This window comes from Arthrobacter sp. MDT2-3 (genome assembly GCF_059090465.1).
Genome location: NZ_JBNHFS010000003.1, coordinates 1 through 14,877, shown reverse-complemented (window position 1 = coordinate 14,877; position 14,877 = coordinate 1). Strand labels below are relative to the sequence as shown.

The following is a 14,877-nucleotide window of genomic DNA, read 5'->3' as shown; positions in this document are numbered from 1 at the left end:
GACAGCATGAACACCCAGACGCGTGAAACCACCAGCATGTCCGACGCCCAGGACAAGGCAGCAACCCTGATTGAGGCCCTGCCCTGGATCCAGCGGTTCGCCGGCACCATCATGGTGATCAAGTACGGCGGCAACGCCATGGTCAACGACGATCTTCGCCGCGCCTTTGCGGAGGACATCGTGTTCCTCCACCACGTGGGCATCCACCCGGTGGTTGTCCACGGCGGCGGCCCCCAAATCAACTCAATGCTCGGCAGGCTCGGCATCGAGTCCGAATTCAAGGGCGGGCTGCGTGTTACCACCCCTGAGGCCATGGACGTGGTCCGGATGGTCCTCACCGGCCAGGTGGGACGCGAACTGGTGGGTTTGATCAACTCCCACGGCCCCTACGCGGTGGGCATGTCCGGCGAGGACGGCGGCCTGCTGCGCGCCGTCCGGACCGGGACTGTGGTTGACGGCGAAGAGGTAGACCTCGGGCTGGTCGGCGAAGTGGTGGGCGTCGACCCCGCCGGCATCGTGGACATCCTCGAGGCCGGCCGGATCCCCGTGATCTCCACGGTTGCCCCAGAGATCGTGGACGGCGGAGACGGCGTGGCCGGCACCGCACGCTTCCAGCCCACCGGCCAGGTCCTGAACGTCAACGCGGACACCGCGGCAGCGGCCGTCGCCTCGGCACTGGGCGCCTCCAAACTGGTGATCCTGACCGACGTCGAAGGCCTGTACGCCAACTGGCCGGACAAGTCCTCGCTGATCTCCTCCCTCACGGCCTCTGAGCTGCGGGACATGCTGCCCAGGCTCGAATCGGGCATGATCCCCAAGATGGCCGCCTGCCTCAAGGCCATCGATGAGGGAGTAGAACGCGCGCACATCGTGGACGGGCGCCTGCCCCACTCCATGCTTCTTGAAACATTCACGACGGCGGGCATTGGCACGCAGGTAGTCCCGGACGAGGAGATCAACGGATGAATGCCATGGAGAAGTCAGCGGTGACGGAGCTGGTGGAGACGAAGGGCCACGCCGGATCCGAGTGGCTGGCCCGCTACTCCACCTCACTCATGGGGGTATTCGGCACGCCTCAGCGCGTCCTGGTCCGCGGCGCCGGCTGCCTGGTCTGGGACGCCGACGGCAAGGAGTACCTGGACCTGCTCGGCGGCATCGCCGTTAACGCGCTGGGCCATGCCAACCCGTTCGTCACGTCGGTCATCTCCAGCCAGCTGGCCACCCTCGGCCACGTCTCCAACTTCTTCACCAGCCCCACCCAGATTGCGCTGGCCGAAAAGCTCCTTGAGCTCACCAGTGCGCCCGCCGGTTCCAAAGTGTTTTTCACCAACTCCGGAACCGAGGCCAACGAGGCTGCCTTCAAGCTGGCCCGCCGCAATTCCGGTGGCAGCGGGACGAAGCGGACCAAAATCATTGCCCTCGAAGGCGCCTTCCACGGCCGCACAATGGGCGCGCTGGCCCTGACGGCCAAGGAAGCCTACCGGGCGCCGTTCGAGCCGCTGCCCGGCGGTGTGGTGCACATCCCGTTCGGCGACGTCGAGGCGCTCAAGGACGCTGTTGACGAAACTGTGTCCGCAGTCTTCCTGGAGCCGATCCAGGGCGAAGCGGGCGTACGTCCCCTGCCGCCCGGCTATCTCCGGGCAGCGCGGGAGCTGACCGCCCGGGTGGGTGCCCTGCTGATCCTGGACGAGGTGCAGACCGGTATCGGCCGCACCGGTAAGTGGCTTGCCAGCGAGGACTCCGGAATCATGCCCGATGCGGTCACGCTCGCCAAGGGCCTGGGCGGCGGTTTCCCCATTGGTGCCCTGGTCACGTTTGGTGCCGGAACGTCGTCGTTGTTGGCTGCGGGCCAGCACGGCACCACATTCGGCGGGAACCCCGTGGCGACGGCGGCCGCCCTCGCCACACTGCACGCGATCGAAAGCCAGGACGTCCTGGCGAACGTCGCAAAGGTCGGGGAGCACCTGCGCTCTGCACTGGCGGCCCTTCCGGGCGTCAGCGAGGTCCGGGGCGAAGGCCTGCTTATCGGCTTCGACCTGGACGCGGACGATGCCCCGGCAGTGGTGCAGGCCGGCCTTGATGCCGGCTTTATCGTCAACAGTCCCGGCCCCCGTACCATCCGCCTGGCGCCGCCGCTGGTCCTCACCATCGCCCAGGCGGACTCCTTCCTGGCCGCCTTCCCGGCCATCCTCCAGACAGCTAAGGACGCCCAGTGACTTCTGCAGTTCACACCAGTGCAGCCCCTGGGAAGAACGCCACCCGGCACTTCCTCAAGGACACCGACCTCAGCCCGGCCGAACAGGCAGAGGTCCTGGAGCTCGCCGCGCGTATGAAGGCCGCGCCCTACAGTGTGCAGCCCTACGCTGCAGAGGGCAACAGCCGCAAAACTGTGGCCGTGATTTTCGACAAGACGTCCACCCGTACCCGGGTCTCGTTCGCTACCGGCATCGCGGACATGGGCGGCAACGCCCTCATCATCAACCCGGGCGAGGCCCAGATCGGCCACAAGGAGTCCGTGGAGGACACCGCCAAGGTCCTGGAACGGATGGTATCCACCATCGTGTGGCGGACCGGGCCGCACGCCGGCCTCGTGGCGATGGCCGAAAACTCCAGCGTCCCCGTGATCAATGCGCTGTGCGATGACTACCACCCGTGCCAGTTGCTCGCGGACCTGCTGGCCGTGAAGGAGCATAAGGGCGGCCTCAAGGGCCTCACCATGAGCTACCTCGGGGATGCCGCCAACAACATGGCCAATTCCTACCTGCTGGCAGGCGTGACGGCGGGCATGCACGTCCGCATTGCCGGCCCCGAGGGCTACCTCCCGGCTGCAGACATCGTGGCTGAAGCCGAAGAGCGCGCCGCGCAGACCGGCGGCTCCGTGCTGGTCACCACGGACGCCGCGGCAGCCTTGAAGGGTGCCGACGTCGTCGCTACCGACACGTGGGTATCCATGGGCCAGGAAGCCGAAAAGGAAGCCCGTCTGCAGTTGTTCCGGGAGTACTCCGTGGACGAGGCGGCCATGGCGCAGGCTGCGGAAGACGCCGTCGTGCTTCACTGCCTGCCTGCCTACCGCGGCTACGAGATCTCCGCAGGCGTCATCGACGGGCCGCAGTCCATCGTCTGGGACGAGGCCGAAAATCGGTTGCACGCCCAGAAGGCCCTGATGGCATGGCTGATGCACCGCTCCGGCCTGGCATTCGTCGACGGTCTGTCCCCCGTTGAAGGCACCGGGGAGAGCACGTTCTAGTGTCCGCCCAACCGGCGTCGCCGGGCTCCAGCCCGGCGACCAAGACAGCCCGGCAGGCGCGGATCACCGCCATCCTGACGGGGGAGTCCGTGCGTTCCCAGGCGGAGCTGGCGGCCCTGCTGGCGGACGACGGCGTGCAGGTCACCCAGGCGACGCTGTCCCGGGACCTCGTTGAACTCGGGGCGGTCCGGGTCCGCGGCAAGGAGGGCGTGCTGGTGTATGCCGTTCCGGGTGAAGGCGGGGAGCGGGCCGCCAAGAGCGGGGTGAGCCAGGAAATCCTGGACGCCCGGTTGGCCCGGTTGTGCAGTGAACTCCTGGTCACAGCGGAGGCTTCGGCCAACATCGCCGTTCTCCGCACACCGCCGGGTGCAGCCAACTTCCTGGCCCTGGCGATCGACCACTCCGTGATGCCGTCCATCCTGGGGACCATCGCCGGCGACGACACAGTACTGCTCGTCTCCCGGGACCCGCAGGGCGGCCAGGACCTTGCCGCCAGGTTCCTGCAGCTGGCTGAAGAAGCCGGGCAATAAGCTTGAAGACAACATCTACAAACCCCAATTACAAGGAGCATCTCCGTGACTGAACGCATCGTGCTGGCCTACTCCGGCGGCCTGGACACCTCAGTAGCCATCGGCTGGATCGGTGAAGCCACCGGCGCCGAGGTCATCGCCGTGGCGGTCGACGTCGGACAGGGCGGCGAGTCCCTGGAAACCATCCGCCAGCGTGCCCTGGGCTGCGGCGCCGTCGAAGCCTACGTGGCCGACGCCTCCGACGAGTTCGCCAACGAGTACTGCATGCCCACGCTGAAGGCCAACGGCCTGTACCAGGGCCACTACCCGCTGGTTTCCGCCATCTCCCGCCCCGTCATCGTCAAGCACCTCGTCAAGGCTGCCCGCGAATTCGGCGCCACCACCGTTGCACACGGCTGCACCGGCAAGGGCAACGACCAGGTCCGCTTCGAAGTGGGCATCCAGACCCTTGGGCCCGACCTGAAGTGCATCGCCCCCGTCCGCGACCTCGCCCTTACCCGCGACAAGGCCATCGCCTTCGCCGAGGAAAAGGGCCTGCCGATCGAGACCACCAAAAAGAACCCGTACTCGATCGACCAGAACGTCTGGGGCCGCGCGGTGGAAACCGGCTACCTCGAGGACATCTGGAACGCCCCCACCAAGGACATCTACGACTACACCGCCACCCCGGAGTTCCCGCCTGCACCGGACGAGGTCACCATCTCCTTCGAAGCCGGCGTGCCGGTAGCGATCGACGGCGTGAAGGTCACCCCGCTGCAGGCCATCAAGGAACTCAACCGCCGTGCCGGCGCCCAGGGCGTGGGCCGCATCGACGTCGTCGAGGACCGCCTCGTGGGCATCAAGTCCCGCGAAATCTACGAAGCCCCGGGTGCCATGGCGCTGATCACAGCCCACAAGCACCTGGAGGACATCACCGTTGAGCGCGAGCAGGCCCGCTTCAAGGCTACCGTTGGCCAGCGCTGGTCCGAACTGGTCTACGACGGCCAGTGGTTCTCCCCGCTGAAGCGCTCCCTGGACGCCTTCATCGAGGACACGCAGAAGTACGTCTCCGGCGACATCCGCATGACCCTGCACGGCGGCCAGGCCATCGTCAACGGGCGCCGCTCCGACACGTCGCTCTACGACTTCAACCTTGCCACCTACGACACCGGCGACACCTTTGACCAGTCCATGGCCAAGGGCTTCATCGAGCTGTGGGGCATGTCCGCCAAGGTTGCCTCCGGCCGCGACATCCGCGTCGCGGGAAAGTAGCCCCTGTGGCTGACCCTGTCGAAACCCCAAAAGCCGAGGCTACCAACACAGGCGCATTGTGGGGCGGCCGGTTCGCCGGCGGCCCCGCCGATGCCTTGGCCGCGCTGAGCAAGTCCACGCACTTCGACTGGCGGCTCGCACGCTATGACATCGCCGGTTCCATGGCGCACGCGCGTGTGCTGCACAAGGCCGGCCTGCTGGACGACGCCGAGCTGGAAGGCATGCTGTCAGCCCTCACCCGGCTGGACGAGGACGTTGCTTCCGGCGCCTATGTGCCGGCCGAATCCGACGAGGACGTGCACGGCTCACTCGAGCGCGGCCTGATCGAGCGTGCCGGAACGCAGCTGGGCGGCAAGCTCCGCGCCGGCCGTTCCCGCAACGACCAGGTGGCCACACTGGGCCGGATGTTCCTGCGCGACCACGCCCGGATCATCGCCCGCGGCGTCCTGGACACCGTGGATGCGCTCGTGGAGCAGGCCAAGACCCACCACGGCGTGGCCATGCCGGGACGGACGCACCTGCAGCACGCCCAGCCCGTGCTGCTCAGCCACCACCTCCTGGCCCACGCCTGGGCGCTGCTGCGCGACGTGCAGCGGCTCCAGGACTGGGACAAGCGCGCCGGCATCTCCCCGTACGGGTCCGGCGCCCTTGCAGGGTCATCGCTGGGGTTGGACCCGGAAGCAGTGGCGGCCGATCTTGGGTTCTTCTCCGCATCGCACAACTCGATCGACGGCACCGCGTCCCGCGACGTGTTCGCCGAGTTCGCCTGGGTGTGTTCGATGATCGGCGTGGACCTTTCGCGGGTGTCCGAGGAGGTCATCCTCTGGGCTACCAAGGAGTTCTCCTTCGTCACGCTGCACGATTCCTACTCCACCGGTTCGTCCATCATGCCGCAGAAGAAGAACCCGGACGTGGCGGAATTGGCCCGCGGCAAGGCAGGGCGCCTGATCGGCAACCTGACCGGGCTGCTGGCGACGCTCAAGGGCCTGCCGCTGGCGTACAACCGCGACCTCCAGGAGGACAAGGAGCCGGTGTTTGATGCCGCCGACACCCTGGAACTGCTGCTTCCGGCCGTCTCCGGCATGATCGCCACCCTGAAGTTCAACACTGAACGGATGGAATCGCTGGCGCCGCAGGGCTTCGCGCTGGCCACGGACATTGCCGAATGGCTGGTCCGGCAGGGCGTTCCGTTCCGTGAGGCGCACGAACTCTCCGGTGCGGCCGTCAAGCAGGCGGAATCCCGCGGCGTAGAGCTGTGGGACCTGACGGATGAGGAATACGCCGCCATCTCCGGCCACCTCACGCCGGAGGTCCGCACAGTCCTGTCCACGGAGGGCTCCCTCAACAGCCGCAACTCCCAGGGCGGCACGGCGCCGGCCGCCGTCGAACGCCAGCTGGTGGCCTTGGAAGCCGAGCTGGCCGGCGTGCGGGAGTACGCCGGGTAGGACGCTCTCTCCCTTGATGCGGCCTTTTCGCCAACGCTCTCTCACTTTCTTCAGGAAAGTGAGAGAGCGTTGCCGGTATTTACCCGTCAACTGAGAGAGCGTCGGGTGTTTATAGGGTGTTGACGCTGAAGCCTCCCCGCTACCATGGCGCCATGAGCGACTCCTTCCGCAAGCAACTCCGCGCGCTGCCCGACTTCCCGGCCGTCCTGCCCGGTTTCGACCCGGCCAGCGCCCCGGCAGACCCCGGGGAACTCTTTCGGCAGTGGCTGGACGAGGCCCTGGCCGCGGGGGAACGTCAGCCGCACGCCTGCAGCCTTGCCACCGTGGACGGAAACGGCCGGCCGTCGTCGAGGATGCTGATCCTGAAGAACATCGACGGCGACGGCTGGCACTTCGCCACGTCCCGCACCTCACGCAAGGGAAGGGAGCTCAACGCCAACCCCCACGCCGCCCTCAACTTTTATTGGCCGTCGCTTGGCCGGCAGGTCAGGGTTGCAGGACCCGTGATAGAGCTGTCCGCCGAGGCATCGGCGCGGGATTGGGCGGAGCGGCCGCGGGCGGACGGCAGCAGCAACCCGAACTGGCAGCTCTACGCAATCCAGCCCGCTGAGTATGAATTCTGGCAGGCCAGCAACGACGGCGAGCACGTCCGGCACCGCCTCGGGCCCGATGGCCTTCCCCGGCGCTAGTATGGGCGCCATGACAGCTCCCGCACCCGAAGTCCTGCTCGCCGGGCTCCACAAGGCCGCTGATGACCTTGCCTCCGATGTCGCCAAGCTCAGTGACGAGGACGTGAAGGCCGCGTCCGCCCTGCCCGGCTGGACGCGGGGCCACGTGCTGGCCCACCTGACCGGGATCTCCAATGCCATGGCGAGGCAGCTCGAGTATGCAGCGCGCGGCGAAACCATCGAGCTGTACGACGGCGGCATGAACGGCAGGAACAAGGCCATCGACATGGCTGCCGGCCACGATGCTGCCACCCATCTTGCAGACCTGACCGCGGCCCTCCAACGTGTCATCACAACGTTTGATGCGCTGCCCGGCATCAAGGATTCGTCCGCCCACCGCACGGGCTGGTACGCACCCATTTCTTATCGTGGGGGAGTTGTCCTGGACGGCGGCCTGGCGCTCTGGCGGGAACTCGTCATCCACATGTCGGACCTGCTGACGGGCAGGGGACCGGAAACCTGGAGCCGGCAGTTCTGCGAGCACCTTTTCGACTTCCTCGCAGCCCGCGTCCAGCCCGACGACAAACTCGTGCTGCAGCCACTGGGCCTTCCGCCGTTGAGCATCGGCAGCGGCAAGCGGTCCACCGTGATCAGCGGGATGATCACGGATATTGCGGCGTGGCTGGCAGGGCGCGAACCCACGCTGGGCAGCCTGAGGGCATCCGCGGCGGCCGACGGCGTGGATCTGCCAACCCTGCTGCCATGGCCTTCCGGAACCCCAACGCCGAAGCAGGACTAACGGTCTTCCAACCAGGATCAGGCGGCTTCGCGGGCCAGCAGGCTTTCCTTGATATCAAGCCCCCAGCGGAATCCGCCCAAAGAACCGTCGGTCCTGATGACCCGGTGGCAGGGAACAAACAGGGCCGCTGCGTTGAAGGCGCAGGCGCTGGCAGCCGCCCTGACAGCCTTGGGATTACCGGCGAGCCCGGCGTACTCGGTGTACGTCACCGGGGACCCCGGCCGGACCAGGCGCAGCACGTCCCAGGCATTGGCCCGGAACGGCCCGGACTTCTGCCGCACAGGGACGTGCATTGCAGGGGCCGGATCGCCTTGGTAGAAGGCTTCGACGGCGGCGGAAATCTCCCCAAGGTCGCTAACCAGTTCCAGGGTGGCGGGCCGCAGGGTCGGATGGATCTGCCCGGTCAGGTCGCCGGGCTTTTCGGTCCAGCCGCTGGAGAGGACCACCCCGTCCTGGGCAAGGATGGTAAACGGGCCGTCCGGAGTGGACATCTGAAGCAACTGGGCCTTCATCGAATCGCTTTCTCTGGTGTTCTGCTGCCTGCTGCGGGAGCGTCCGTCCTTGTGGCATGACGTGCGCCGGCGGCGGGACGGGCTGCTGCACGCCACAGGTGCATGGTGGCGTAGGAGCGCCATGGGCTGACTTCGCGGAAATCCGGACTGCGAGTCCCGGCCCCTCCGGAGCCACCCCCAAGGTAATCCCGAGGCGGGTCCAAGGCTTTTATCCCGTTCCGCACCGCCGCGTCATTGCCAAGGAAGACGTCCGGGGCGCCGAGGACGCGCATGGCCAGGTAGCCAACGGTCCAGGGTCCCACACCGACAACGGGCAGCAGCTTCGCGCCCAGGCTTGCAACGTCGTCGCCATAGCCAAAGTCGAGGGTGCCATCCGCCAAGGCGGAAGCTGCGGCGCGGAGGGCCTCAATGCGTTTCCGGGGGCCCCGCAGGAGTGCGCAGCCGTCGAGTGCGATTTCGGCGGGGGTGGGAAACATCCGGTCCAGGCCTTCGGCCGGGCTTCGGCTTGAGCTTCCGACGGCGGCGAGTTGGGTCAGGGCGGTCCGCGCGGCGGCCACGGTGATCTGCTGGCCGACCATGGCCCTGATCAGCATTTCGGCTGGATCCAGCGCTCCGGGCATCCTAATGCCGGGAGCGCCGGCCACTGCAGCAGCCAGCCTGGGGTCTTCTGCCAGGGCGCCGTCGATGGCAACCGGATCCGCATCGAGGTCGAACAGCCGTCGGACGCGGCTCAACAGGGCCGGAAGGTCCCGAAGGTCCACCGCTCCGATGGTGAGGGTCAGCGGCCGTCCGGGGGCGCCGGCGTCGTACTCAACCCTGAAGCGCGCGTCGCCCTGTGGAAGCCGCAGCGTGCGGGCGTACGAGGTTTGGGTTCCGGCTTCAATCCCCGGGATGGCACGGACCGCCAGGAAAGTGAAGACGCCGGGGTCGAAGGGCTCGCGGTAGGGGAGGCTGAGGGTAAGGGCGGTAGAGCCGGCGGGGGCTTTCGGATGCCTGGCGGCGCGTAGCGCGCTGGGGGTCAGGTCGAAGACTTCCACCATGGTCTCGTTGAACTGGCGGACACTGCTGAAGCCTGCCGCGAAGGCCACGTCGGCGAGCTTCATGGAGGTGGATACGAGCAGCATGCGTGCCGTCTGGGCGCGGCCGGCACGGGCGAGCGACAGGGGACCGGCGCCCAGTTCCTGGCTGAGGATTCGGTTCAGCTGGCGGGAGGAATAGCCAAGGCGGGCGGCCAGGCCGTCCACGCCGTCCCGGTTCACCACGCCGTCATTGATCAGGCGCATGGCACGCCCCGCGATGTCTTGCCGCACATTCCAGGCAGGCGTTCCCGGCACAGCCTCAGGCAGGCAGCGTTTGCAGGCCCGGTAGCCAGCGTCGTGGGCCGCTGCTGAGGTCTCGTAAAAGGTGACGTTCGCAGCCTTGGGAGTCCTGGCAGGGCATGACGGGCGGCAATAGATGCCCGTGGTCCGGACGGCAGTGTAGAACTGCCCGTCGAACCGGGTGTCCCGGGCGTCTATTGCCCGGTAGCGCTGCCAGAAGTCCATTCCTCCATCCTGCCAGCAGTGGAGGAGGCGGGCTAGCGGAAATCGGACATCGCCGTGGAGTCCATTTGTGGCGTTGCGTCAGGTATTGCTGCGTGTTTTGGATAGAGTCTGGCCATGAGCAGAAGTCCCTCGCATGCCCGGGAACCGCTGCGGGAATTCCTCTCGGGCGATGCCCGCACCCTGGCACCGATGCTGCTGGGGGCGGTCCTGACCCATGATTCGAGGGAGGGCCGGGTGTCCGTCAGGCTCACCGAAGTGGAGGCCTACCTGGGACCGGAGGACTCCCTGCACCCTGATCCCGGCTCGCACACGTACCGCGGCCCCACTCCACGGAACGCCCCGATGTTCGGGCCCGCCGGGCACCTGTACGTCTACTTCACCTATGGCATGCATCACTGCACCAACATTGTGTGTGGTCCGGCCGGTGTAGCTTCCGCTTTGCTGCTGCGTGCCGGGGAGATCGTAGAGGGCCTGGAGCTTGCACAGCACCGCCGGCCCACATCGAAAAATCCTGCGGACCTGGCAAGCGGCCCGGCCCGGCTGGCCAAGGCCCTGGGCCTGACGACCGCGTACAGCGGCCGTGACGCACTGGTGCCCCCTTTTGGGCTGGCGCTCCCGGACAAGCCGGTTGCGGAGGTCAGTTCGGGACCGCGCGTAGGGGTTTCCGGCGTTGGCGGATCCGAGGAATACGCCTGGCGTTTCTGGATCACGGGGCACCCTACTGTCTCCAAGTACAAGGCGGCCAAGCCGAGGCCGGCACCCTTTCGCCAGCGTTAACGAAAATGGTTGTAGAATGGACGGTCTGTCTTTTGCGATAGGGGAACGTTAATGCTCGACGCCGATTTGGCCCACGAACGGGACTATGTTGCCGGCCTGTATGCCCGGCTGGAGGAGCTCCGCGAGGAAAAGCGCAAGCAGCTTGCGCAAGTCCGCAGGGCAGGGGCTGTGGGCACCATGCAGAACGTTTCCGAGCGCGACGCTTTCGCGGCTCTGTACGAGGACCGCCTGGCGCAGCTGGATGCCGTGGATGACCGGCTGGTCTTTGGCCGCTTGGACCTGGACTCCGGAGAAGCGCAGTACATCGGACGCATCGGCCTCACCACTGAGGACCTGCAGCGCCTGATGGTCGACTGGCGCGCGCCCGAAGCCGGGCACTTCTACCAGGCCACGGCCTTCGACCGGCAGGGCGTCCGCCGCCGCCGCCACCTGATCCTGCAGGGCCGGGAGGTCAAGGCCATCGAGGATGATGTCCTGGACGCGGACATGCTAACGGACAACGAATCGCTGCAGGGCGAGGGCGCCCTGCTGGCCGCCCTGAACTCCCGGCGCACGGGCCGGATGTCGGACATCGTCAGCACCATCCAGTCCGAACAGGACCGCATCATCCGGTCATCCATCTCCGGCGCCGTGGTGGTGCAGGGCGGGCCGGGCACTGGCAAGACCGCCGTCGCGCTGCACCGTGCCGCCTACCTGCTCTACACCCACCGGGACCGGCTTAAGTCCGCGGGCGTGCTGCTGGTGGGCCCGTCGTCGTCCTTTATGAAGTACATCGAAAGGGTGCTGCCCTCCCTGGGGGAGACCGGCGTTGTGATGGCGAGCGTGGGCCGGCTGATGCCTGGCATCAACGCCGTGCCGGAACCCGACGCCGACGTTGCCGCCATCAAGGGCCGGCTGGACATGGCCACTGTGGTGGCCAACGCCGTGGCCAACCGGCAACGGATTCCCGCAGAAGACCGGATCCTGGAAGTGGACGGCCGCAAGCTCGTGCTGACGCCGCGCCAGGTCCGCCGTGCCCGCGAGCGTGCCCGTTCCACCGGCAAGCCGCATAACGAGGCCCGGGTGACATTCGTCAAGATCCTGCTGCGCGAACTCACCGAACAGATGACCGAGCTGGTGGAAGCCGGGAACATCGGCAACAACGCAGACCGCTCCTACCTGGCCGAGGATGTCCGCACCGCCCGTGACGTGCGGATTGCCCTCAACCTCTGCTGGATGCCCATGACGCCCGAAAAGCTGATCTCGGAGCTGTTCAGCAAGCCGGCTGTGCTTGAATTCTGCACCCCCCACCTGTCTGCGGCTGAGCGGGCACTGCTGCAGCGTCCCGCCGACGCCCCCTGGACAGAGTCCGATGTGCCCCTGCTGGACGAAGCTGCCGAACTGCTCGGTGAGCTGGACCCGGCAGCCGGGCGCGGCCTCGCGCAGCAGGAGCACGACAGGGCCCGCGACCTTGCCAACGCCAAGCAGACCCTGGTGAACATGGAAGCTGCCGGCGTGGATCCGCTGATGTCCGCCGAGGAGCTGGCCGAGCAGAACCAGGAACAGGCAGCGCGGCTGACCGCTGCCGAGCGTGCCACCAGCGACCGCACGTGGGCCTTTGGCCACATTGTGGTGGACGAGGCGCAGGAGCTCTCGCCCATGCAGTGGCGCCTGCTGGTCCGCCGTTGCCCCCTGAAGTCCTTCACGATTGTTGGTGACATCGCGCAGACGAGCTCGGTGGCCGGTGCCAATTCATGGCAGGGTGCGCTTGCTCCGATGTTCGGCGACCGCTGGCAGTTGGAGGAACTGACGGTCAACTACCGGACGCCGTCACAGATCGCAGAAGCGGCTGTGCGGATGGCCAACGCGGCCGGACTCGTTGTCTCCGCACCCAAGGCCGTGCGGGAAGGGCGCTGGTCGCCCGTCATCGACGAGGTGGATCCGGGACAGGTGGTCAGCCGCCTGGTGGAAGTTCTGCCGGAGGAGTTGGAAGCGCTCGACGGCGGCCTGCTGGCTGTTATCGCGGACGGCCCCTTGTTGCCGGAGGCCGCCGCTGCCCTGCGCGCCGAGTACGGCCGCCGCATTGGCAACGGTGCCGGGAGCTATGAGCAGGACATCGTGGTCATTAGCCCGCGCGAGGCCAAGGGCCTGGAGTTTGACGGCGTGGTGGTGCTGGAGCCCGCCACGATGCTGAACCATGAGCACGGCAAGGTGGGGGATCTCTACGTTGCCATGACACGCGCCACCCAGCGCCTGCGGCTGATCGCTTCGGAGCCCGTGCCGGCAGGCATCAAGCGCTGAGCTTCTTCGGTTGGCGCCGGAGCGTTCCGGGGGCGGCGCCGGCGCCGTGCACCCGGCGCCGGCGCGGGGTAATACTGCTAACTTAGAAGGCGTGTCAGAACTCAACAGCCTCGAATCGCAGCAGAACGACCCCACCTTCGCCAATATCTGGCAGGAACTGAAGTGGCGTGGACTGGTCCACGTCTCCACGGACGAAGCAGAGCTGGAAAAGCTCCTCGCCGGCGGGGCGGTCACGTACTATTGCGGTTTCGATCCCACCGCGCCGAGCCTGCACCTGGGCAACCTGGTCCAGCTGCTCGTGATGCGGCGGCTGCAGCTGGCCGGTCACAAGCCCCTTGGTCTGGTGGGTGGCTCCACCGGTATGATCGGAGACCCCCGCCCCACGGCCGAGCGCACCTTGAACACCAAGGACACGGTTGCGGAATGGGTGGGATACCTTCAGGCCCAGGTCCGCAGGTTCCTCAGCTTTGAGGGCGACAATGCGGCGCAGATGGTCAACAACCTTGACTGGACTGCACCGCTGAGTGCCATCGATTTCCTGCGTGAGGTGGGCAAGCACTTCCGCGTTGGCACCATGCTGCGCAAGGATGCTGTTGCGTCCCGGTTGAACTCGGACGAGGGCATCAGCTACACGGAGTTCAGCTACCAGATTCTGCAGGGCATGGATTACCTGCAGCTGTACCGCGACTACAACTGCATGCTGCAGACCGGCGGCTCGGACCAGTGGGGCAACCTCACCAGCGGAACCGAACTGATCCGCAAGGTGGAAGGCAAGAGCGTCCACGCCCTGGGAACTCCACTGATCACCAATTCCGACGGCACCAAGTTCGGGAAGAGCGAGGGCAACGCCATCTGGCTCGACGCCGGCATGTGCAGCCCATACGCGTTCTACCAGTTTTGGCTCAACACCGCCGATGCTGATGTGGTGGACCGGTTGAAGGTGTTTACCTTCCTGACCCGTGCGGAGATCGAGGACATTGCAACGGCTGTTGCCGAACGCCCGTTTGCCCGCGAGGGCCAGCGGAAGCTGGCCTTCGAAGTGACGTCCCTTGTCCATGGAGTGGAGGCGACCGAGAAAGTGATCGCGGCTTCGGCGGCGCTCTTCGGCAACGGTGATCTTGCGGCCCTGGACAAGCCGACGCTGCAGGCGGCCACGTCTGAACTTCCTTCTGCCACAGTCCAGGTGGATGCCATGGGAATTGTTGACCTGCTGGTTGCCTCCGGACTTTCGGAAAGCAAATCCGCCGCCCGCCGCACGGTTGGCGAAGGCGGGGCATACGTCAACAACGAGAAGGTATCTGATCCGGAAGCGGTGATCCCGGAATCGGAGCTGTTGCACGGGCAGTACCTGCTCCTGCGCCGCGGAAAGAAGAACCTGGCCACGGTGGAAGTACTGGTTCCCTAGCCCATCGCGAGACACTTTGCACGCTCTTCCGCAGCCGATTTGCACGGCCGCGGGGGAGCGTGTAATGTCTTTTGAGTCGCCACCGCTGAAGCGGAAAAACAGCGACCGACCCCCAACAAAAAGTAAAGCAACTTTTCCGTGTGCGAAAGCACCGGCATGAAGAAATGCTTCACTTTATGATGGGGAAATTCATTCCACCGAGTGAATTCCGGGAAAACAACCGGATTTGCAAAGTGGAAATGAATAAAATAAGATTGAAACATCGCAGCGAAGAAATACGGAATAGAAATTCACTAAGTGAATTGTTCCGGGAATATTCGAATGTGTCTGTTGTTTGAGAACTCAATAGTGTGCCAAGTTTGTTGATACCAATTTTTTATTGATTGGTTGAATTGACTGGATTGTGCCACCCCGTGGTG

13 protein-coding genes are annotated in these 14,877 nt (G+C 66.1%); 11 read left to right on the top strand and 2 right to left on the bottom strand.

The genetic code is table 11. The features are described 5' to 3' along the window. Positions 1-6 precede the first annotated feature (6 nt). The 8 genes from argB to AC5RUQ_RS10080 all read left to right on the top strand — a co-directional run bounded on the left by argB (position 7) and on the right by AC5RUQ_RS10080 (position 7,940). Complete coding sequence (argB, locus tag AC5RUQ_RS10115; protein ID WP_430230722.1) at positions 7-966, top strand: acetylglutamate kinase; 960 nt, start codon at positions 7-9, stop codon at positions 964-966. Then, complete coding sequence (locus AC5RUQ_RS10110) at positions 963-2,216, top strand: acetylornithine transaminase (RefSeq protein ID WP_493947211.1); 1,254 nt, start codon at positions 963-965, stop codon at positions 2,214-2,216. The genes argB and AC5RUQ_RS10110 overlap by 4 nt, the downstream gene beginning before the upstream one ends. After that, on the top strand, positions 2,213-3,247 hold the full coding sequence (gene argF / locus AC5RUQ_RS10105) for an ornithine carbamoyltransferase (protein ID WP_493947210.1): 1,035 nt from the start codon (positions 2,213-2,215) through the stop codon (positions 3,245-3,247). Before AC5RUQ_RS10110 ends, argF begins: the two co-directional genes overlap by 4 nt. Further along, positions 3,247-3,777 (top strand): arginine repressor, encoded by a 531-nt coding sequence (locus AC5RUQ_RS10100; RefSeq protein ID WP_102976225.1) that lies wholly within the window; start codon positions 3,247-3,249, stop codon positions 3,775-3,777. The genes argF and AC5RUQ_RS10100 overlap by 1 nt, the downstream gene beginning before the upstream one ends. A 45-nt stretch (positions 3,778-3,822) precedes the next feature. Next, complete coding sequence (locus AC5RUQ_RS10095; RefSeq protein ID WP_163164604.1) at positions 3,823-5,028, top strand: argininosuccinate synthase; 1,206 nt, start codon at positions 3,823-3,825, stop codon at positions 5,026-5,028. Between the two features lie 5 nt (positions 5,029-5,033). Further along, positions 5,034-6,473, top strand: coding sequence for an argininosuccinate lyase (gene argH / locus AC5RUQ_RS10090; protein WP_493947209.1), 1,440 nt, complete (start codon positions 5,034-5,036; stop codon positions 6,471-6,473). Positions 6,474-6,625: 152 nt separating this feature from the next. Next, a complete protein-coding gene (locus AC5RUQ_RS10085; RefSeq protein WP_493947208.1) occupies positions 6,626-7,162 on the top strand; it encodes a pyridoxine/pyridoxamine 5'-phosphate oxidase in 537 nt (178 codons plus the stop codon). Positions 7,163-7,172: 10 nt separating this feature from the next. Next, entirely contained in the window at positions 7,173-7,940 is a 768-nt protein-coding gene (locus tag AC5RUQ_RS10080) for a maleylpyruvate isomerase family mycothiol-dependent enzyme (protein WP_493947207.1), read from the top strand. Positions 7,941-7,957: 17 nt separating this feature from the next. Here the strand turns inward: AC5RUQ_RS10080 and AC5RUQ_RS10075 are convergent, their stop codons facing one another. Continuing rightward, entirely contained in the window at positions 7,958-8,452 is a 495-nt protein-coding gene (locus AC5RUQ_RS10075) for a methylated-DNA--[protein]-cysteine S-methyltransferase (RefSeq protein WP_493947206.1), read from the bottom strand. After that, positions 8,449-9,996: a DNA-3-methyladenine glycosylase 2 family protein gene (locus tag AC5RUQ_RS10070; protein ID WP_493947205.1), complete on the bottom strand. Its 1,548-nt coding sequence runs from the start codon at positions 9,994-9,996 to the stop codon at positions 8,449-8,451. The genes AC5RUQ_RS10075 and AC5RUQ_RS10070 overlap by 4 nt, the downstream gene beginning before the upstream one ends. 114 nt (positions 9,997-10,110) lie before the next feature. Here AC5RUQ_RS10070 and AC5RUQ_RS10065 point away from each other — a divergent pair, with 114 nt between their 5' ends. The 3 genes from AC5RUQ_RS10065 (at position 10,111) to tyrS (ending at position 14,458) form a co-directional block, all read left to right on the top strand. Beyond that, positions 10,111-10,773, top strand: coding sequence for a DNA-3-methyladenine glycosylase (locus AC5RUQ_RS10065; protein WP_493947204.1), 663 nt, complete (start codon positions 10,111-10,113; stop codon positions 10,771-10,773). Between the two features lie 51 nt (positions 10,774-10,824). Continuing rightward, positions 10,825-13,053 (top strand): HelD family protein, encoded by a 2,229-nt coding sequence (locus AC5RUQ_RS10060; protein ID WP_493947203.1) that lies wholly within the window; start codon positions 10,825-10,827, stop codon positions 13,051-13,053. A gap of 91 nt (positions 13,054-13,144) precedes the next feature. Further along, a complete protein-coding gene (gene tyrS / locus AC5RUQ_RS10055) occupies positions 13,145-14,458 on the top strand; it encodes a tyrosine--tRNA ligase (protein ID WP_493947202.1) in 1,314 nt (437 codons plus the stop codon). Positions 14,459-14,877: the final 419 nt, after the last annotated feature.